The sequence below is a fragment of the Roseburia sp. 1XD42-34 genome, assembly GCF_009917385.1.
Taxonomy (GTDB): Bacteria; Bacillota; Bacilli; order Bacillales; family Amphibacillaceae; genus Virgibacillus.
In genome coordinates this window covers 47,353-67,829 of record NZ_QWLJ01000003.1, presented here as the reverse complement: position 1 = coordinate 67,829, position 20,477 = coordinate 47,353, and the positions used below count along the sequence as shown (strand labels likewise).

General features: G+C 38.2%; 17 protein-coding genes. All 17 read left to right on the top strand.

Annotation, left to right across the window (positions count from 1 at the left end):
- The 17 genes from asd (at nucleotide 1) to D1839_RS02415 (ending at nucleotide 20,477) form a co-directional block, all read left to right on the top strand.
- On the top strand, nucleotides 1-1,053 hold the full coding sequence (asd, locus tag D1839_RS02495; protein WP_120378311.1) for an aspartate-semialdehyde dehydrogenase: 1,053 nt from the start codon (nucleotides 1-3) through the stop codon (nucleotides 1,051-1,053).
- A 10-nt stretch (nucleotides 1,054-1,063) separates the two neighbouring features.
- Nucleotides 1,064-2,290, top strand: a complete 1,227-nt coding sequence (dapG, locus tag D1839_RS02490) for an aspartate kinase (RefSeq protein ID WP_120378310.1) — start codon at nucleotides 1,064-1,066, stop codon at nucleotides 2,288-2,290.
- Between the two features lie 19 nt (nucleotides 2,291-2,309).
- Nucleotides 2,310-3,185 carry a 4-hydroxy-tetrahydrodipicolinate synthase gene (dapA, locus tag D1839_RS02485; protein WP_120378309.1) on the top strand — a complete coding sequence of 292 codons (876 nt, stop codon included), beginning with the start codon at nucleotides 2,310-2,312 and terminating at the stop codon, nucleotides 3,183-3,185.
- 208 nt (nucleotides 3,186-3,393) lie between these two features.
- Nucleotides 3,394-4,122, top strand: a complete 729-nt coding sequence (locus D1839_RS02480; RefSeq protein WP_120378308.1) for a ClpP family protease — start codon at nucleotides 3,394-3,396, stop codon at nucleotides 4,120-4,122.
- A complete protein-coding gene (locus tag D1839_RS02475) occupies nucleotides 4,119-4,334 on the top strand; it encodes a YlzJ-like family protein (RefSeq protein WP_120378307.1) in 216 nt (71 codons plus the stop codon). Before D1839_RS02480 ends, D1839_RS02475 begins: the two co-directional genes overlap by 4 nt.
- An 816-nt stretch (nucleotides 4,335-5,150) precedes the next feature.
- The gene (locus D1839_RS02470) at nucleotides 5,151-7,421 is read left to right on the top strand and encodes a DNA translocase FtsK (protein WP_120378306.1); all 2,271 of its coding nucleotides are present in this window, start codon (nucleotides 5,151-5,153) and stop codon (nucleotides 7,419-7,421) included.
- Between the two features lie 638 nt (nucleotides 7,422-8,059).
- The gene (locus D1839_RS02465; RefSeq protein ID WP_120378305.1) at nucleotides 8,060-8,785 is read left to right on the top strand and encodes a GntR family transcriptional regulator; all 726 of its coding nucleotides are present in this window, start codon (nucleotides 8,060-8,062) and stop codon (nucleotides 8,783-8,785) included.
- Between the two features lie 118 nt (nucleotides 8,786-8,903).
- The gene (locus D1839_RS02460) at nucleotides 8,904-10,016 is read left to right on the top strand and encodes a BMP family lipoprotein (RefSeq protein ID WP_120378304.1); all 1,113 of its coding nucleotides are present in this window, start codon (nucleotides 8,904-8,906) and stop codon (nucleotides 10,014-10,016) included.
- Between the two features lie 101 nt (nucleotides 10,017-10,117).
- The gene (locus tag D1839_RS02455; protein ID WP_120378303.1) at nucleotides 10,118-11,641 is read left to right on the top strand and encodes an ABC transporter ATP-binding protein; all 1,524 of its coding nucleotides are present in this window, start codon (nucleotides 10,118-10,120) and stop codon (nucleotides 11,639-11,641) included.
- Complete coding sequence (locus D1839_RS02450; RefSeq protein ID WP_120378302.1) at nucleotides 11,638-12,684, top strand: ABC transporter permease; 1,047 nt, start codon at nucleotides 11,638-11,640, stop codon at nucleotides 12,682-12,684. The genes D1839_RS02455 and D1839_RS02450 overlap by 4 nt, the downstream gene beginning before the upstream one ends.
- On the top strand, nucleotides 12,685-13,644 hold the full coding sequence (locus D1839_RS02445; RefSeq protein ID WP_120378301.1) for an ABC transporter permease: 960 nt from the start codon (nucleotides 12,685-12,687) through the stop codon (nucleotides 13,642-13,644).
- A gap of 384 nt (nucleotides 13,645-14,028) precedes the next feature.
- A complete protein-coding gene (gene yfmF, locus D1839_RS02440; protein ID WP_120378300.1) occupies nucleotides 14,029-15,330 on the top strand; it encodes an EF-P 5-aminopentanol modification-associated protein YfmF in 1,302 nt (433 codons plus the stop codon).
- On the top strand, nucleotides 15,323-16,606 hold the full coding sequence (gene yfmH / locus D1839_RS02435) for an EF-P 5-aminopentanol modification-associated protein YfmH (protein WP_120378299.1): 1,284 nt from the start codon (nucleotides 15,323-15,325) through the stop codon (nucleotides 16,604-16,606). Before yfmF ends, yfmH begins: the two co-directional genes overlap by 8 nt.
- 6 nt (nucleotides 16,607-16,612) lie before the next feature.
- Nucleotides 16,613-17,326 (top strand): elongation factor P 5-aminopentanone reductase, encoded by a 714-nt coding sequence (gene ymfI / locus D1839_RS02430; protein ID WP_120378298.1) that lies wholly within the window; start codon nucleotides 16,613-16,615, stop codon nucleotides 17,324-17,326.
- A gap of 79 nt (nucleotides 17,327-17,405) precedes the next feature.
- The gene (locus tag D1839_RS02425) at nucleotides 17,406-17,666 is read left to right on the top strand and encodes a DUF3243 domain-containing protein (RefSeq protein WP_050352804.1); all 261 of its coding nucleotides are present in this window, start codon (nucleotides 17,406-17,408) and stop codon (nucleotides 17,664-17,666) included.
- Between the two features lie 1,093 nt (nucleotides 17,667-18,759).
- Nucleotides 18,760-19,551 carry a YmfK family protein gene (locus D1839_RS02420; protein ID WP_050352805.1) on the top strand — a complete coding sequence of 264 codons (792 nt, stop codon included), beginning with the start codon at nucleotides 18,760-18,762 and terminating at the stop codon, nucleotides 19,549-19,551.
- Between the two features lie 17 nt (nucleotides 19,552-19,568).
- The gene (locus D1839_RS02415; protein WP_120378297.1) at nucleotides 19,569-20,477 is read left to right on the top strand and encodes a helix-turn-helix domain-containing protein; all 909 of its coding nucleotides are present in this window, start codon (nucleotides 19,569-19,571) and stop codon (nucleotides 20,475-20,477) included.

Below are 20,477 nucleotides of genomic sequence, written 5' to 3'. Positions count from 1 at the left end.
ATGTCGCAAAAATCAGCATATAATGTAGCTGTTGTTGGGGCAACAGGTGCAGTTGGCCAAAAGATACTTGAATTATTACAAGAGAAAGATTTTCCAATAAATAATTTAAAGCTTTTGTCATCCAAACGTTCAGCAGGATCTAAGCAGCTATTTAAACAAGAAGAAATCATTGTCGAGGAAGCAGTACCAGAAAGCTTTGAAGGGGTTGATATCGCTCTGTTTTCAGCAGGTGGTTCGGTTTCCAAGAAATTAGCTCAAGAAGCTGTAAAACGTGGTGCAGTTGTGATTGACAATACAAGTGCGTTTCGGATGGATGAATCGGTACCGCTCGTTGTTCCAGAAGTAAATAAAACGGACTTGCAACACCATCAAGGAATTATCGCCAATCCGAATTGCTCCACCATTCAAATGGTAGCCGCATTACAGCCATTAAAAACTGCGTTTGGATTAAAGCGAATTATTGTATCTACTTATCAGGCAGTGTCAGGTGCAGGTAATGAAGCATGTGATGAATTGGCAAATCAATCGAAAGCTTATTTGTCTGGAGAAGAGATGGAGGCAGAGCTTCTTCCTGTTAAAGGCGACGAAAAGCATTATCCGATTGCATTTAATGCGTTGCCACAAATTGATGTCTTTCAGGAAAATGGTTATACATTTGAAGAAATGAAAATGATTCAAGAAACCAAAAAAATCATGCATGCACCTGATCTTTCAGTGGCTGCTACGTGTGTCCGTCTGCCATTCTTTACTTCCCATGCAGAGAGTGTATATATTGAGGTGGACAATGAAGATGTGACCGTGGAAGATATATGGAGGGAATTACAGCAAGCAGAAGGGATCGTATTACAGGATGATCCGAAAGAGCAGCTCTATCCAACACCATTAACTGCAGAAGGGAAGCAAGATGTGTTTGTCGGTAGAGTTCGTAAAGATTTAGATAATAAACAAGGGTTCCATCTATGGATTGTCTCCGATAATTTATTAAAAGGAGCAGCGTGGAATACCGTACAAATCGCTCAAGAATTAATTCAAAATAATTGGTTGCAACGATAGAGGTGTACGAATGGAAATACTCGTTCAAAAATTTGGCGGTACTTCAGTACAGTCAAAAGAAAATCGAGATCATGTGATTAAACATATAAAAGATGCGTTAGTGAAAGAATACAAATTGGTAGTTGTCGTTTCAGCTTTAGGCAGAAAACCAGACCCGTATGCAACTGATACGTTGCTGAGTCTTGTAGATTTTCCTGCCAATAAAAATGCTTCACGTGAATTGGATATGCTTATGTCTTGTGGTGAGATTATCTCATCCGTTGTATTATCGAATGAGTTACAAAAGCATCATATTACAGCGACTGCTTTAACTGGAGCACACGCTGGGTTTATTACAACAGATGATTTTACGCAAGCAAAAATTAAAGAAGTAAAGCCTGAGCGAGTTTTACAAGAGTTAGAAACACATGATGTTGTCGTCGTAGCAGGCTTTCAAGGGATGACCGAATCTGGAGATATAACGACGATTGGTCGTGGAGGGAGTGACACGACGGCTGCAGCATTAGGTGTTGCTTTAGCTGCAGAAAGAATTGAAATTTTTACCGATGTGAACGGAATTATGACTGCTGATCCGCGGGTTGTTGAAACGGCTAGACCGCTTGATGTTGTCACATATTCCGAGATCTGTAATTTGGCATATCAAGGAGCAAAAGTGATTCATCCCCGGGCGGTGGAGATTGCGATGCAAGGAAAAATTCCAATACGTGTAAGGTCTACCTACTCGAAAGATAAAGGTACACTTGTAACGTCTTCACGGGTAGAGGGGATGGATATTATCGATCGTTTAATTACTGGAATTGCCCATATGGATGCTATTACCCAAATTCGAGTACAAACAAAAGAGGCGGCATTTGGAATGCAATCCGACGTATTTAAAGCAATGGCTGAAGCAGGAATTTCCGTCGATTTTATTACCATTTCACCTACTGGCGTGATTTATACGGTACCAACTGCATATACGGAAAAAGCGGTACGGATATTAAATACACTTGGATTTGATCCGGAAATTACCGAAAACTGTGCAAAGGTTTCAGCAGTAGGCGCTGGGATGACCGGTGTCCCTGGAGTTGCTGCAAAGATTGTGCAAGCGTTGACCGATGCAAATGTTCAAATCCTTCAATCAGCAGACAGTCATACGACAATTTGGGTGCTCGTACATGAAAAAGATTTAAAAGCTGCCGTAAATGCGTTGCATGAAGCTTTTGAATTGAGTCATATAACCAACTCTGCACAATGATTAGAAAAAGGTGATAAGAATGAACTTTGGTAATGTATTAACTGCAATGGTCACACCATTTGATGTAAATGGGAAGATTGATTATGTGCAAACAGATATACTCATTGATTACTTATTGGAAAATGGGACGGAAGGATTGGTCATTGCAGGAACAACAGGTGAATCTCCTACATTAACAGCTGAAGAAAAAATAAGTTTGTTTCAACACGTAGTGAAGAAGGTAAATAAACGTGTGCCTGTTATTGCAGGTACTGGTGGAAATAATACGAAAGCCTCTATTTCATTAACCAAAGAAGCGGAATGTTGTGGTGTAGATGCGGTTATGCTTGTGACACCATATTATAATAAACCAGACCAACGGAGCTTATATGAGCATTTTAAAACCATAGCAGCAAACACATCACTTCCTGTCATGCTTTATAATATACCAGGAAGGTCGATTGTTAATATTACGACAGAAACAACCGTAGCATTAAGTAAAATCGATAACATTGTATCGATAAAAGAAGCGAGCGGAAATCTTGATCAAGTATCACAAATTATTGAACAAACAGAGGATGACTTTACAGTATATAGTGGGGACGATAGCTTAACGTTACCGATCTTATCGGTTGGAGGGTCTGGTGTAATTTCGGTAGCATCGCATGTGATTGGAAAGGAAATGCAGCAAATGGTTCAGTTGTTCCATGAAGGAAAAACGCAAAAGGCAGCAGAGGTGCATCGTCGTTTACTTCCTGTAATGAAAGGACTATTTATGGCACCTTCACCATCTCCAGTAAAAGCTGCATTACGTATGAAAGGTATAGAAGTTGGCGGTCTGCGCTTGCCACTTGTGGAATTATCGCAGCAGGAAAAAAAAGAATTAGCGACCATTTTAGAAAATATCGGCAAATAAAGCCGATATTTTCTTTTCGTGTAATTGCACTATATTAAGTATTTCGGCTGCCTACATATGGTGTATTAAATTTTCATTTAATAAATGAACTAATCAGTTTTTAACAAGATAGCAAATCCTTAAAAGAAATTCCTCTTTCTGCATGATCCATAGATGTTATGTTCATACTAATAAAGGAATAACTCGTTAATGAGGAGAGTGTACGTAAATGAATAATGAGCCAGAAAAAAAAGAGGACCAAACACAAGATAACAATTCCTCCTCTTTAGTACAAAAGATACAACAATTAGGGCAATCTAATGTACCACAAGCTCCAGATTCAAATATTCATGTTCTATCGATTATCGGACAAGTAGAGGGACATGTACAGCTTCCGCCACAAAATAAAACAACGAAGTATGAGCATTTATTACCTCAATTAGTTGCGATTGAGCAGAATCCTAAAATAGAAGGGTTAGTTGTTTTGTTAAATACAGTTGGAGGCGATGTTGAAGCAGGATTGGCTCTGTCAGAAATGATTACTTCTATATCTAAGCCAACCGTCTCCATTGTGCTTGGAGGCGGACACTCAATCGGTGTACCCATTGCCGTTGCTACGGATTATTCGTTCATTGCTCCAACAGCAACGATGACCATTCATCCTATTCGCTTAACCGGTTTAGTCATTGGCGTACCACAAACGTTTGAATACCTTGACGAAATGCAAAATCGTGTCGTCGATTTTGTAGTGAACCATTCCAATATAACCGAGGAAAAATTTAAAGATTTAATGTTTGCTAAAGGTAACTTAACACGGGATATTGGTACGAATGTTGTTGGAAAAGCAGCGGTAGAATATGGATTAATTGATGGTGTTGGCGGCGTTAAGGAAGCTATGCAAAAAGTGAACGAATTGATCAAGACGAATGGAACTCAAGATCAGCAGGTGATGCAATGATTATTTATACGCCGCTATCCATGGAAGATGTTTTTTACAACGCCAATAACAATGCGGAAAGACAAATGATTTCATACAATGGTAAATCATTGTATTGTGAAAAGAAAGCGGACGGATCATTTGAAATTGTTCAACTGCTGTCTACAGATCCACAGGACTTTTTAAATCATCAATTGTCCCCAGGGACGATTATTTCCCAAACAAACGTTTAACAAATCAAATCGATACAAATCTTAACAAAAGCTGCTTTTGAACCTCTAATGAAAGCGGTTTTTGTTTTAGGAGATGAGCTGTATTTCAAACGTCTTCTATTTGACAGTATGATATACTAGATAGAAGAGGTTATACTTTGAAAATCGCTCTAGATAAGGTAGAATATGAAAGCTGATTATATCTGTAATACATATAGATTACAATAGTTTTTCCATAGTCAGAACATATTTTCTACAGCGTTTTTGCTTACAAAAGTTCGATGAGGAAAAAGCATTTTCTGATTAATGATTATTCCAATATTAGGTGACGAGTTGTAGCGCACGAACACAAAGCAGGGTTTCTAAGCGCAAGATGACGATATCTAATTCGAATTGTTAAACCTGTATGTTAGCGATCGTAGAAGACGAGATACGTAGACAAAGTGTGCTTCTTTTTCGAGCATCCAGAAAGTTACCTCAACAACGTATTGGGCAGAAAAGGTGTTTTCCCTTTTTAAGGAGCTAAGAAAGTATAAAATTTGATGCTTTGGGATAACGGAATAACAGAGTAGCCACGTCCGGCTTAAGCACCCAGCAACTAGGCGACTTCACGAATCGCCCTACGATAAGTCATCATTGGTTCGTGCCTCACCATGATTCCTAAAACTTTAGTTGCTTCGTTCCATTCGCTACGTTGCTAACCGGGCGCTCTGAGCCTTTGTTCGGAAACTTGACTTTGATTTTATCTCGACTTCTGCCAATAGGATTGAGGGAAAACGGACTACTAAATGTATTTCATTTCTAAATAAATTGCGCCAAAATGATTGAGGTGAAAATATGGCAAGAAAGAAAAAGAGACGCAGCAGCAAGTTAAAGAAACAATTGAAGCTAGAATTGCTTGGACTTTTATTTATTTTTTTAGGGATATTTGGAAGTGGCGCCAGTGCCATTAGCGACGGTGCTATACCAGGAGGGCTGGAACATTTTTTTCGCTTCTTTCTAGGAATTTGGTATTTTGGTGCGTCGGTTTTTTTATTAATAACAGGTATTAAGTTGGTAGTAAAGCGAAAACTACCAAACTTTGTGACGAAAAGGATGGTTGGTTTTTATATTGTATTTGGTGGGGTACTGCTGATGACCCATACACAAATGTTTGATGAAGTTATCGCTAACAACCAGCAAATATCAATTATTGGTTCAACATGGAAAAACTATTCCAGCTACATTGATAATCAACTATCAGCAGAGTATTTAGGTGGAGGGATGGCTGGAGCATTGTTGCTTACGTTCTCCTACTATTTATTTTCTCTTACTGGGGCTAAAATTGTCGCTGTTTTTTCGATCCTCATTGGTATTATTTTTATGACGGAGCTATCGATTGGCGATGTTTTCGCCAAATTTTGGAAATGGGTGGTAAGTAATATAAAAGGAACGCAAGCTGCATGGAAACAAAAAAGAACCACAAAACGTTCCAAGCAAGCGAATGAACCTAAAATCGAGCAAAATGGGGAAGAGCTTACAGAACAAGTTATCTCAGAACCGGTTATTCAAGATTTTACTGACCATACGATGACGAATCAGCAAGATGACACAGAAACTGACATGACAAAGATAGAGCAAACCCAGGAAAAAATGGACGACAGCATAGAAAACATGCCGATGACAGAAGTGGAAAACTATGAATATATTCTCCCTTCCATGCAATTGTTGGCAGAACCAGCAAATAATTCACAACAACAAGAAAAGTCGCAGATCCAGGCGACGGTACGAAAGCTGGAAAATACGTTCACCAGTTTTGGAGTGAAGGCACGTGTTACGAAAGTACATGTAGGTCCAGCTGTAACAAAGTATGAAATATATCCAGATGCTGGTGTGAAGGTAAGTAAAATTGTGAGCTTGCATGATGATCTGGCATTAGCTCTTGCTGCAAAAGACTTGCGAATTGAAGCACCTATTCCAGGAAAGTCAGCAGTCGGAATCGAAGTACCCAACCAGGAAGTAGCCATGGTATCATTACGCGAGGTTTTAGAGAGCATTGCTCCGAAACAATCTTCCAAGCTACTATTTGCCCTTGGTAGAGATATTTCAGGCGAGGCGATAGTTGCCGAATTAAATAAAATGCCGCATTTACTTATAGCCGGTGCAACGGGAAGTGGAAAGAGTGTCTGTGTCAATGGAATTATTACAACCATTTTAATGCGTGCAAAGCCACATGAAGTGAAAATGATGATGATTGATCCGAAAAAAGTGGAATTAAACGTCTATAATGGTATCCCTCATTTACTTGCTCCCGTTGTAACCGACCCGAAAAAATCTTCCAGAGCTCTACAAAAGGTAGTTGCAGAAATGGAAAGGCGCTATGAGCTTTTTTCCGATACAGGTACACGTAATATAGAGGGTTACAACGAATATATACGCAAACATAATCAGTATGCTGAAGATCCAGAGCCGAACCTTCCGTATATTGTTGTTCTTGTTGATGAGCTAGCGGATTTAATGATGGTCGCTTCTAACGATGTGGAGGATGCGATCACTCGCTTGGCACAAATGGCGCGAGCTGCTGGAATTCATTTAATAATTGCGACTCAACGACCTTCTGTAGATGTTATTACAGGAGTGATTAAAGCAAATATCCCATCCAGAATCGCTTTTAGTGTATCCTCAGCAACAGATTCAAGAACGATTCTGGATAGTGGAGGTGCAGAAAAATTATTAGGTAGAGGGGATATGCTATTTATTCCTGTCGGCACTTCTAAACCTACTCGTGTGCAAGGTGCTTTTCTTTCTGATGAAGAGGTTGAACGTGTTGTAGATCATTGTATTGAACAACAAAAAGCGTCATACCAAGAGGAAATGATTCCAGAAGAAGTCAATGAAATTTTAGAAGAAGTTGATGATGAGTTATACGATGACGCAGTGCAGTTAATAACGGAAATGCAAAGTGCCAGTGTATCCATGTTACAACGACGTTTTCGAATCGGTTATACTCGTGCAGCAAGACTTATCGATGCCATGGAACAGCGCGGGATTGTTGGTCCATATGAGGGAAGTAAGCCACGTACCGTACTTATTAGTCAAACACCAGAAGAACAGTCTTCTACACATTAAACAAAGTTAATAAAGCAGGACAGCTCACAGGAAGCTTCCTACGGTTAGTATTGCACTCCAAATGTTAGAGAGAAAATCTAATGTTTGGGGTGCTTTATATGGCTAGATGTAGCTATGAATTTAAATTAAAAGTTGTTAAAGAATATTTGGAATGAAGGTTGGATATCGAATTTCAGCAAAAAAATATACAGCTTCCTTTCTTAAGAGTATGTGGGTTTATATTTATTACTATTAAGTTTTTAAGTATGTATACCAGAAATTAGGCTCCTACATATGAGAATTTTTAATTAAAGTATGAATAAAAGTAAATTTTCTACCACGGAGATTTTTTCATCCTCAACGGATTGGTAGATGAACAAATAGAACACTTAGTCTATTATTTCTTACGACTTGTTATAGTATAGATTATTCAACTTTTAAAGGGTGAGTTTTACAACACCCCATATACGAAAAAAACTTTGGGGAATTATGTAAGTTACTAATTTTAAAGTAATTGTGAACTAGATTAATCCTTTTGTTGAATTTTGTAGATAAAGTATTTGTTTCCTATTACATTCATGCTATGATAAAAATACATACTAGTTATACGTCAGAGGTCAGATATCAAGAGAATGGAAATAGGGTTTGAGGTGAAGAAATTGTCTATTAAGAGTGATTCAAGGCATTTATATTTACAAGTCATAGATCAAATTAAAAAAGATATTGAGAGTGGTCAGTATAAGGAAAATGAGAAACTTCCATCTGAATTCCAATTATCCAAACTGTTAGGAGTATCTCGTGCGACATTACGAGAAGCATTACGCATATTAGAAGAAGATAATATTGTTACTAGAAGACACGGTGTTGGCACATTTGTGAATCCAAAGCCTGTATTTTCATCTGGAATTGAACAGCTTACAAGTGTAACATACATGATCGAGCAGTCGGGAAAAAAAGCAGGAACGGAATATTTATTTACGGATATACGAGAGGCATCAGATAAAGAAAAAAGTCGATTTGCTCCTAACCAAGTGGACCAATTAGTTGAAATTGAACGTGTTCGTACTGCTAATGGTGAACCAGTCGTTTTTTGTGTAGATAAGATTCCAGAAGATGTAATTCCAGTAGAGCGTGTTCATCAAGCGGATTCCTTTTTTAAGTTAATGGAAGACCACGCAAATAAACGAGTTGCCTATGCGGTTACCTATATTGAACCAATTGGATATCATGAACGTATCTATGAGATTTTAAACTGCCATCCAGACCAAACACTGCTGTTGCTTAAGCAAATGCACTATACCGCTGAAGATGAAGCGGTTCTATATTCAGCAAACTATTTTCGCTCAGATATGTTTAGTTTCCATGTTTTACGTAAGCGTACGTAAAACAAAAAATCCAAATTTGGAAAACGCTTGCATTTAGGGGGTGAGGCGGCTCGAAAAATGTATAATAAGATGACCGGTAGAAAGTAAATCGTAAAAATTATTAAAGGGGGCAATTCTGTTGAAAAATAAAAAGTTAATCTTATTATTAACCATTTTTATTAGCTTTGGGTTAGTTTTAGCCGCATGTGGGGGTTCCGGTGATAAAAAGGAATCTAATAATGGCGATAACGATGGAAAGTCAGCTGAGAGTGATACATCTGCCGATTATTCCGCAGCGATGGTAACAGATGAAGGTGGAGTAGATGATAAGTCATTTAACCAGTCTTCGTGGGAAGGATTACAAGCTTGGGGCAAAGAACATGGATTATCGAAAGGAAAAGGCTTTGATTACGCACAGTCTAATGATGAATCTGATTATTTGTCAAATTTAACACGATTAGCTAGAGATGATTATGACTTAATTTTTGCCGTTGGTTATTTACTTCAAGATGCAGTGATGAAAGTAGCTGAACAAAATCCAGATACGAATTTTGCAATAGTTGATACTGTTGTTGAAGCGCCGAATGTTGCGAGTATTACGTTTGCAGAGCATGAAGGATCATTTTTAGCAGGGGTGGCTGCTGCTGAACAGACAAAAACAGATAAGCTAGGCTTTGTCGGAGGAATGGATTCAGATTTAATAAACAAATTCGAAGTTGGGTTTGTTGCAGGAGCAAAATCTGTCAATCCTGATATTAAGGTGGACATTCAATATGTCGGTGACTTTAGTTCCGCTGACGATGCAAAGCTAATTGCTACCCGTATGTATAATGATGGTGCAGATATTATTTACCATGCTGCTGGAGCAGCTGGCAATGGTGTGTTTAACCAGGCGAAAGATATGAAGAAGAAAAATCCAGAAAATGAAATTTGGGTCATTGGGGTTGACCGTGATCAGCATGAAGAGGGTAAAATTGGCGATCATAATGTAACCTTTACATCCATGGTAAAACGTGTGGACTTATCTGTGCATGAAGTGAGCAATCTTGGAATGAGTGGGGAATTCCCAGGCGGAGAAATTTTAGAATTCTCATTAAAAGATGATGGAGTATACCTAGCAGATACGAACGAAGAAGCTTTCACGGAAGAGATCAAATCAGCAGTAGATGAGTGGAAAGAAAAGATCACTAATAATGAGCTAGATGTACCACAAACAAGAAAAGAATTGAAGAAATTTGAAGAGTCATTGTAAAAAAAAGGGGCTGGAGTAGCCAGCCCCTTTTTATTCTAAAACCAAAACTGTATACTTCCCACTAAAAAAGCTGCTTCCATAGGTAAGGAGTGATGGCATTCATGGATTATATAATTGAAATGTTGCATATACGAAAAGAATTTCCAGGAGTAGTTGCCAATGATGATATAACTATTCAGTTAAAGCATGGTGAAATTCATGCATTATTAGGCGAGAACGGAGCGGGTAAATCCACATTGATGAATGTGTTGTTCGGTTTATATCAGCCTGAACAAGGAGAAATTCGGGTGAAGGGTAAAAAAGTATCCATTACTGACCCGAATATTGCTAATGCTTTAGGGATTGGAATGGTACATCAGCATTTTATGTTAGTAGAACCATTTACAGTTACACAAAATATTATTCTTGGCAGTGAGCCTACTAGTAAAGGAAGAATTAATTTAAAACAAGCGGAACAAGAAGTACAGGAATTATCAGACCGCTACGGACTTCGTGTAGATGCAACAGCTAAGATTAGTGATATTTCCGTAGGGATGCAACAACGTGTAGAAATATTAAAAACGCTCTATCGTGGAGCTGAAGTCCTCATATTTGACGAGCCGACAGCCGTTTTAACACCACAAGAAATTTCTGAGTTAATGGAAATCTTTAAAACGTTAATCGCTGAAGGAAAATCTATTATACTAATCACTCATAAACTAAAAGAAATTATGGAAATTTGTGACCGTTGTACCGTAATTCGTAAAGGTAAAGGGATTGGCACTGTCCATGTGGCAGATACAACCACAACTGAGCTAGCTTCACTTATGGTTGGAAGAGATATTTCTTTTCAAACGAATAAGCAACCAGCCAACCCGAAGCAACCGACTCTTCAGATTAATAATTTATTTGTAAAAGACAGCAGAAAAATAGACATGGTTAAAGGGTTAAATTTAACTGTTCACGCGGGTGAAATAGTAGGTATTGCTGGAATAGACGGAAATGGCCAAAGTGAGTTGATTGAAGCCATCACTGGTTTACGAAAAGCGAATGCTGGCAACATTTTATTAAATGATAAGTCGATTACCAATTTATCCCCTCGTAGAGTAACCGAGAGTGGGGTAGGACATATCCCCCAAGATAGGCATAAATTTGGACTTGTTCTGGATTACTCTATTGGCGAAAACCTTGTTTTGCAAACGTATTATAAGCGTCCTTATTCAAGGTACAAAGTGTTAAATTATCAACAAATCTTTCAAAAAGCAGAACAATTAATTAAAGAATATGATGTACGAACACCGAGCGTACACACAAAGGCGCGTGCTTTATCTGGTGGAAATCAACAAAAAGCAATTATTGCCAGAGAAGTCGATCGATCACCTGATTTATTAATTGCAGCACAGCCTACGCGAGGGCTGGATGTAGGGGCTATCGAGTTTATTCATAAAAAATTGATTGAGGAACGCGATAAAGGCAAGGCAATTTTATTAGTTTCCTTTGAATTAGATGAAATTTTAGATGTTAGTGACCGAATAGCCGTTATTTACGATGGAAAAATTGTAGCAGATTTAAATCCAGAAGACACAAACGAGCAAGAATTGGGCTTGTTGATGGCGGGAAGCGAAATGGTAGGTGAAGAGTCATGATGCAAAATAAGTGGTTTAACATCCTCGTACCAGTTATCTCTGTTTTCATTGGTCTTTTAGCTGGGGCGTTGATCATGCTTTCCTTTGGCTATAATCCAATTCAAGGTTACATTGCTTTATTTAAAGGAGCGTTTGGAGATTTATATTTTTTTGGCGAAACGATTCGTCAGACAACCCCTTATATACTGACAGGGTTAGCCATTGCTTTTGCATTCCGAGTTGGTCTATTTAACATTGGTGCAGAAGGTCAAGTTATTGTTGGTTGGCTGGCAGCTGTTTGGATAGGGTCAACGGTTGATGCTCCTATTTACATTCATTTGCCGTTAGCTTTACTTGCTGCAGCAATCGCTGGCGCATTATGGGGATTTATTCCTGGATTATTAAAAGCGGGGCTTGGTGTACATGAAGTCATCGTGACAATTATGCTAAATTATGTTGCGTTATATAGTTCCAATGCTATTATTCGTAATGTCTTGACTGAAAACGCTGATAAAACAGACATGATTGCACCGACCGCTTCCCTGGCTTCTGAATGGTTAGAAAATCTCACTTATTTTTCAAGAATGCATTATGGGATTTTTATTGCATTGGTTGCAGCCTTGGTGATGTGGTTTATGATTGAACGGACAAAGCTCGGTTTTGAGCTGAAATCAGTAGGCTATAATAAGCATGCATCCAAATATGCAGGCATGAGTGTTAAACGAAATATTATTCTTGCCATGCTTATTTCAGGTTTATTTGCAGGCTTAGCAGGTTCGATGGAAGGTTTAGGAACATATGGAAATATGACTGTTAGCTCTGGTTTTTCCAATATTGGATTTGACGGAATTGCTGTTGCGCTTTTAGGAGCAAATAATGCGTTTGGTGTTGTCCTCGCAGCATTTTTATTCGGTGCATTAAAAGTAGGGGCATTAAATATGCCAACACAAGCAGGTGTTCCAAATGAGCTAGTAGATATTATTATTGCCTTGATTATTTTCTTTGTTGCCTCAAGCTACCTCATTAGGTGGATCATACTCCGGTTTAAAAGGGAGGGGAAATAAATGAGCTTTATGGAATTATTGCAAGCGGTGATCCCAACTGCGCTTTTTTATTCAGCTCCGCTCATTTTCACTGCTTTAGGCGGCGTATTCAGTGAGCGCTCAGGAGTAGTAAATATTGGTTTAGAAGGTTTAATGGTAATGGGGGCATTTGTTGGTATTGTATTTAACCTCACATTTAGTGACGTATTTGGTTCTTGGACGCCGTGGATTTCTATTCTTGCTGCTATGATAGTTGGTGCTATTTTTGCCATCATCCACGCTGTAGCTTCAGTTACATTTTATGCAGATCAAGTTGTAAGTGGTGTAGCAATCAACTTTTTGGCATTAGGTATCGGAATTTTTTTAACAAAGCAGTGGTATGATAAAGGACAAACGGATATGGTTTCACAACCTTTTTATACGACAGATATTCCAATCCTTGCTGATATCCCATTCCTTGGGCGCATTTTTTTCCAAGGAATTTATCCGACCTCTTATGTCGCTATCTTATTCGCTTTCATTGCGTGGTATATGTTATACAAAACACCTTTTGGATTACGGTTACGTGCTGTAGGTGAACATCCAATGGCAGCTGATACGAATGGTATTAATGTTTATAAAATGCGTTACATCGCTGTTATTATCTCTGGAGCGATGGGAGGATTAGGAGGCGCTGTTTTTGCGCTAACGATTGCCTTAAACTTCTCGCATGCAACCATTGTCGGACAAGGGTTTATGGCTTTAGCAGCAGTTATATTTGGAAAATGGCATCCACTAGGCGCAATGGGAGCCGCACTATTTTTTGGTTTCGCTCAAAGCTTAAGTGTCATTGGCGGTGGTATTCCATTACTAGCAGATGTACCGCAAGTATTTTTACTTATTGCCCCATACGTATTAACCATTTTAGCGTTAGCTGGGTTCATTGGTCGTGCAGAAGCACCAAAGGCGAATGGTGTACCATATATAAAAGGGAACCGGTAAGAAACAAAAGCAGGACGCCAGGTTAGCAACGTAGCGAATGGAGCGAAGCAACTAAAGTTTTGGGAAACATGCTCCTGCAACAGGAGTATGTCGACGTCGGGCGGTAAGCCCGTTTTTAGTCGGCCTTCCTCTTAACCACGAACCGATGATGACTTATCGTAGGGCGCTTTCGTGAAGTCGCCTAGTTGCTGGGCGCTTAAGCCGGACGTGGCTATTTCGGTTATAGCGGTATCCCAAAGCCAAAATTTTTATACTTTCTTATCTTTCAAGAAAAAACTCTGTTTGCGTATAATAGTCGCAAGCGGGTTTTTTTTGCTTTATAATGGATGACGAATGAAAAATAGGAGCAGAATAAGGAAAAAGTCTGGTTAAGGGAGGATTATCATGCAAGAAATAACGGAAATAGTAAAAGTTATAAATGGTTTTAACGTTCATTTCATTCCGAATAAAAAGTATAAAACAGTGACCGTTGTTCTGAAGCTGCAAGCACCTTTAGAAAAGGAAACGATAACGAAACGAGCATTGCTACCGTATGTGTTAAAACAAGGAACGAAACAATATCCATCGAAACAACAGCTGCAAATTAAACTAGATGAACTCTACGGTGCTTCCTTGTCGATGGATGGAGCTAAAAAAGGAGAAAAGCATATTATTAGCTTGCGCCTGGATATTGCTAATCAAAAATTTATAGAGGGAAATTCTTCGATATTGCAGGAAGGCTTGAAATTGCTTTATGATGTACTATTCAACCCAAATGCAGATGAAAAAGGGTTTGCTAAAAATATATTTACACGGGAAAAAGAAACGCTAAAACAAAAAATACGTACATTAAAAGATGACAAAATGAGTTATGCAAACCTTCGTTTGATTGATGAAATGTGCGAAGGGGAACCTTACCAGCTCCATGTGCATGGTTATTTAGATGATCTGGAAGAGATGACTCGTGAAAGTCTTTATGCTTATTACCAACAAATTGTAAGGAATGACCAGATTGATGTTTACATCCAAGGTGATCTGTCGGAGCAAGAGATGGAAGAAACGATAGCGAAAGTATTTCAACTAATAGAAAAAAATGAATATCGAACAGAAAGCGAGCAAAAGGTTGTAAATCCGGCTAAAAGAAATATCACACCAAAGCAGGTTGTGGAAACGGATCAAGTTCAGCAGGCAAAACTACATATCGGTTATCGTACGAATGTGACATTTGGCGATCCAGGATATTATGCGCTTCATGTACTGAATGGAATTTTTGGTGGCTTTCCTAGCTCAAAATTGTTTATTAATGTCAGAGAAAAGAATAGTCTTGCTTATTATGCTGCTTCTCGAATCGAGAGTCACAAAGGACTGTTATTCGTATTTAGTGGTATTGCACCTGGAGATTTTGAAAAAGCACGGGACATTATTAAACAACAAATGGAAGCGATGAAACAAGGCGATTTTTCAACGCAAGATATAGACGAGGCAAAAGCGCTGATTACCAACCAGCTATTGGAGACATTCGACCACTCTCAAGGCACCATTGAATTTTTATATCAGCAGGTATTAGCAAGTGTTAAAACGACACCAGCTCACTTTATAGACCAAGTAAATAAGGTGACAAAGGAAGAAATTATTGCTGTGGCAAAAAAATTACAAGAGGATACGACGTATTTATTAACGGCAGAGAAAGGGGTTTCCAATGAATAAGCATACGTATCGTGACATTGATGAAACATTGTATATAGAAAAACTAGCTAATGGATTAACTGTCTTTTTATTGCCAAAACCAGAAATGGCAAAAACGCATGCTTTATTTACGACTAATTATGGTTCCATTGATTTACATTTCACCCCAATTGGCAAGGATGAAGTGATTACTGTCCCAGAAGGAGTGGCTCATTTTTTAGAGCATAAGCTGTTTGAAAGTGAGACTGGAGATGTGTTTCAAGATTTTTCGAAACAGGGCGCTTCTGCTAATGCTTACACTTCATTTACGAAAACAGCTTACCTATTTACAGCGACCGATCAAATCCAAAAGAATGTAGAGACACTGATTGACTTTGTGCAAGATCCTTATTTTACGGATGAATCGGTGGAGAAGGAAAAAGGAATCATTGCTCAGGAAATTAAGATGTATGATGACCAGCCGGAGTGGCAAGCTTTTATGGGAACAATTAAAGCAATGTTTAAAGAACATCCCATTAATGTAGACATTGCTGGTACGGTAGAATCCATTTATCAAATCACGAAAGAAGATTTATACACATGTTACAGAACCTTTTATCATCCGGAAAATATGATTTTGTTCATTGCTGGCAACTTTGAACCTGAACAAATGGGACACTTGATCAAAGAAAATCAAAGTAAAAAACAGTTTGCTAAGATGGAGCAGTTGAAAAGAAAGTTCCCTCAGGAGCCTGAAGCGGTGGCGATGAAGGAAAAACAAATAACAATGCCTGTATCGATACCAAAATGTACAATAGGGATAAAACGGATGAACCATCAACTCTCACCAAAGGATCTGTTAACACAAGACCTGCTCCAAGATATGCTATTGGACTACTATTTTTCCAAAGGAGGTCCATATTATGAAGAGCTTTATAATGAAAATCTGATTGATGACAGCTTTTTCTTTGAAGCAAATATCGACCGTGACTTTGGCTATGTTTTAATTGGCAGCAATACAAATGAACCGAATCTATTTGCAGACCGGTTAAAATCCATGTTGTTACGTATTCAACAAGGAGAGTTAAACGAAGAAACATTTCAACGCATCCAAAAGAAAAAAATAGGTCAGTTATTGCGCATGATGAATCGACTAGAGAATATAGCAAATGCTTATACGCATTATCATTTATTAGGAATCGACTTCTTTACATTATTACCAGCTGTTCGTGAGCTTACATTGGATGACGCTAAACAATTTATGCGTTCTTGGATAGATGAAGAAAGACTATCTGTATGTACTATAGCAGCGGAGTAAATCATCATGAAGAAAACAATTCTTCTTGTTGGGGCAAGCGGAGATATTGGGGCAGCAATTGCGCGAAAATTATTGGACCAAGGCTTCCAATTATTGCTTCATTTTCATACAAACAAACAAGCTATTGATGCACTCTGTCGAGCATATCCAGAGTCCATTTTAGCGACTTACCAAACAGATTTAAGTAAAAATACGTCTTGTCAGCAGTTCTTGGAAGCTCTCTCCTTTACCATTGATGGAGTTGTTTTTGCAAGTGGTAGAGCCCATTATGGATTGTTTCAAAATACACCAGAACAGACAATGGATGATATGCTGCAGTTACATGTGAAATCACCGTGGCTCATTACGAAGCATCTCCTTCCTAGTATGATTACGAAACAGGAAGGTGCGATTATATTTATTACCTCCATTTGGGGAGAGCAGGGAGCTAGTAATGAAGTGGTTTACTCAGCAGTGAAAGGTGCACAAAATAGTTTTGTCAAAGCACTTGCAAAGGAAGTCGCACCTTCTGGAATTGCTGTCAATGCTGTTAGTCCGGGTTTTATCGACACAAAAATGACTCACCATCTATGTACTACTGACAAAGAAGCGACCATTGCTGATATTCCAATCAACCGAGCAGGGAAACCTGAAGAAGTCGCTGCTATCGTGTCTTTTTTATTGTCTGGAGAAAGCAGCTATATACAAGGAGCGATTTTGGATGTGACGGGCGGCTGGTAATTTTTCTTCTTTCCAGCATGTATAAACTTGCAAATACCTCAAATACTATGCATGTATAAATTGGAAGGAGGAAATAAAAATGTCCGTTCTCGATAATTTTGACTCATGGAGAAGCTTTTTGGCAAATAAGCTTACGCAAGCGCAGCAACAAGGGATGAGCAATGACACGATTCAAAATGTGGCTCATGAGATAGGCGATTATTTGGCCCAGCATGTTGACGCCAAAAACAAAGAAGAAGCCGTGTTACGTGATTTATGGAATGCAGCTTCTGATGAGGAACAACAAGCATTAGCAAATACAATGATTAAATATGTACAAAATCAAGGAAACCAATCCTAAACGAAACATCAACTTTTTCCCAATGTCAGGTGCTATACTCTCCTTATTCGAGTTGAAGGCTAGTTAGGTAGGAGATAAAAGGCACCTCACATTCATTAGAGGTGTATGATCTTACTAAATAATTTAGTTTTTCTGCCACGTTCTGATTTAAGAGCGTGGCAGAAATTATAAAAAGCAATGGAAAAGTCGCATAGTTGAAAGCTTGGAACAGGAATATAATAGGCTAATATATATTATCATGCGATGGAAACGGTGATGCTTTTCAACAATTTATTAAATCATTTTGTCAACTTCTCATGGTTCTGTTAATATAGGTATTATAAAGGAGTGTGAAAATAATAAAGTGCCATAAACATAGAATCTAGAATAGTGAGATTCTGAATGGAGAAATAAAGTGTAGAGGATTTTTCACATAACTTTAATATATATAGCCTACGTTTAATCTTAACCATAGCGAAGAATACAGAACTTTATGTTGAGTGTTCCATTTTTTGGATATTTGATGGAAAAAATTTGTAGGCACTTTAATGAATAACAATTAAATATATTAAGATTAGATTTAATTGTTTTGTTGTATGTTATATTTACTGCTTATATGTTGATATAGTTTAATATGGTCTGTAATTTTCTTGATCTAAAAAATGGAGGATTTTTGAATAAATGGAAGTTATAAAACTAGCAACTTTAGAAAATAGTGATAAAGAGAAACGGTTATAGTTACATAGGTAAATGGATAATAAAAAACGCGCATAAAGTGATCCAACAATCAGTGGGAGGTTCTTTGATCACCACTGATTATTAGTACCGGAAGGGTGTGGCATAAGTGTTCCTCGAATAATTGGGAATTTAAGTACCGTTGTATGGCCTCCACTCTTGAGGAGCATATGGTATCTTACATTCGGGATAAGTACTTATGAAAAGTTTATATTCAAACCTCATTGGTATTTGAATTGAATTTTTTCTAATCACTTTTCACTTATAAGAAAATACTTTATTATATAATTACATGACTATGTAGTATAATGAATTGCTCGCAGGTTCATCTAGAATAGAACAGCTGTGTACCTCATAACTCTATTCAAAGGAGCATTTTATGACGAAAACAGAGTGGTACCTTGAATACGAAATTCAAATTAATCGGCCGGGTTTGCTTGGAGACATATCGTCCTTACTCGGTATGCTGAGGATCAATATCATCATGATTAATGGGGTGGAAGATGCTAAGCGGGGGATGCTGCTTTTATCCAAAGATGATGAAAATATAACACGATTAAAATCAATTCTGCAAACGATGGATACGATTAAAGTAACAAAGCTGAGACAACCAAAGCTTCGAGATAAAATGGCTGTACGTCATGGCAGGTACATACATCGGGATGTCGATGATCGTAAAACGATTCGTTTTATTCGCGATGACTTAGGTCTGCTCGTTGACTTTATGGCGGAGTTGTATAAAAAAGATGGACACAAATTAATTGGAATTCGTGGAATGCCGAGAGTAGGTAAAACAGAATCCGTAGTAGCAGCTAGTGTGTGTGCGAATAAGCGCTGGTTATTTGTTTCCAGTACACTTTTAAAGCAAACGGTACGTAGTAAACTCATTGAAGGGGAATACAATCCCAATAATGTCTATATTATTGATGGTATTGTATCCACTCGCCGTGCAAATGAACAACATTGGCAGCTGATTAGAGAAGTTATGCAACTTCCTTCTATCAAAGTAGTGGAACATCCGGATGTATTTGTACAAATGACAGAATATAACATAGAGGATTTCGACTACATTATTGAACTAAGGAGTCATGAAGAGGAAGAGATCACATATGAGCCTGTTGAATCTCAGCAGTTCAGTCAAGAAAACGGATTTTCAATGTTTGATTTCTAAAATGGATGGTGTTGGAAATGCAAATTGGTGCAAGATTAAAAGAAGCAAGGGAGGCACAAAACCTCTCTTTAGAAGAATTACAAGAGATAACAAAAATCCAGAAACGGTATTTGATTGCGATTGAAGAAGGGAATTTGCAGATTCTTCCTGGGAAATTTTATGCCCGAGCATTTATGAAAGAATACGCGAATGCTGTTGGGTTAGATCCGAATGAATTGATGGAAGAGTATAAAGAAGAAGTGCCAAAAACGGAAGAGCCGACAGAAGAACAGTATTCGCGTATACAACGTTCTCGAAAAAATCAGGAAAAGAGCACTTCTAATTTCTCATTGTTCCCTACGATTATTGTTGGCCTGCTCATTATCGGTATTATTGCAGTAGCGATTTTCTTTATTGCCCAAAATATGTCTGGGACCGAAAGCAAAGATCCGGTAGAACAAGATGGTAACAATGATATTGTTATCAAAGACGATAAAGGTAAGAATCAAGCAAATCAAGATAAGACCAATGAAGAGGATCAGGACAACGAAGATGAACAAGGAAATGATGAGGATGAAAAAGAAACAAAAGAAGATACAAAAGAGCCTGAGTTTACCGTAGTGAAAGAAGGAACAGGCAGTACACCTGAATCGACGGTTGCATTTTCTTATACAGGTGAGGAAGTAAAGGCTACATTAGAAGCTTCAGGCGATACGTGGCTTGGTGTGAAGGCTGATGACGGAGAAGCTCTCTTTGCAGAGAATATGTTTAATGCGGAAAAATCACCACTTGAATTAGACCTTACTGGTAAAGAGCGCGTTTTCTTTAAAATTGGTAATGCATCTGTATTAACCATCACCATAAATGGGGTAGAAATGGAATATCCAGTTGATCCAAACAATGTAAGGCAAAATATATGGATAGAATTAAAACAAGAAGCTGAATAA

Excerpts from the sequence above, each read along its gene's own strand:
- asd (WP_120378311.1), top strand. The coding sequence starts at position 1 with ATGTCGCAAAAATCAGCATATAATGTAGCTGTTGTTGGGGCAACAGGT.
- yfmH (WP_120378299.1), top strand. The coding sequence starts at position 15,323 with ATGAATAAGCATACGTATCGTGACATTGATGAAACATTGTATATAGAA.
- D1839_RS02475 (WP_120378307.1), top strand. The coding sequence starts at position 4,119 with ATGATTATTTATACGCCGCTATCCATGGAAGATGTTTTTTACAACGCC.
- D1839_RS02480 (WP_120378308.1), top strand. The coding sequence starts at position 3,394 with ATGAATAATGAGCCAGAAAAAAAAGAGGACCAAACACAAGATAACAAT.
- D1839_RS02425 (WP_050352804.1), top strand. The coding sequence starts at position 17,406 with ATGTCCGTTCTCGATAATTTTGACTCATGGAGAAGCTTTTTGGCAAAT.
- dapA (WP_120378309.1), top strand. The coding sequence starts at position 2,310 with ATGAACTTTGGTAATGTATTAACTGCAATGGTCACACCATTTGATGTA.
- D1839_RS02445 (WP_120378301.1), top strand. The coding sequence starts at position 12,685 with ATGAGCTTTATGGAATTATTGCAAGCGGTGATCCCAACTGCGCTTTTT.
- dapG (WP_120378310.1), top strand. The coding sequence starts at position 1,064 with ATGGAAATACTCGTTCAAAAATTTGGCGGTACTTCAGTACAGTCAAAA.
- ymfI (WP_120378298.1), top strand. The coding sequence starts at position 16,613 with ATGAAGAAAACAATTCTTCTTGTTGGGGCAAGCGGAGATATTGGGGCA.
- D1839_RS02420 (WP_050352805.1), top strand. The coding sequence starts at position 18,760 with ATGACGAAAACAGAGTGGTACCTTGAATACGAAATTCAAATTAATCGG.
- D1839_RS02470 (WP_120378306.1), top strand. The coding sequence starts at position 5,151 with ATGGCAAGAAAGAAAAAGAGACGCAGCAGCAAGTTAAAGAAACAATTG.
- D1839_RS02415 (WP_120378297.1), top strand. The coding sequence starts at position 19,569 with ATGCAAATTGGTGCAAGATTAAAAGAAGCAAGGGAGGCACAAAACCTC.
- yfmF (WP_120378300.1), top strand. The coding sequence starts at position 14,029 with ATGCAAGAAATAACGGAAATAGTAAAAGTTATAAATGGTTTTAACGTT.
- D1839_RS02455 (WP_120378303.1), top strand. The coding sequence starts at position 10,118 with ATGGATTATATAATTGAAATGTTGCATATACGAAAAGAATTTCCAGGA.
- D1839_RS02450 (WP_120378302.1), top strand. The coding sequence starts at position 11,638 with ATGATGCAAAATAAGTGGTTTAACATCCTCGTACCAGTTATCTCTGTT.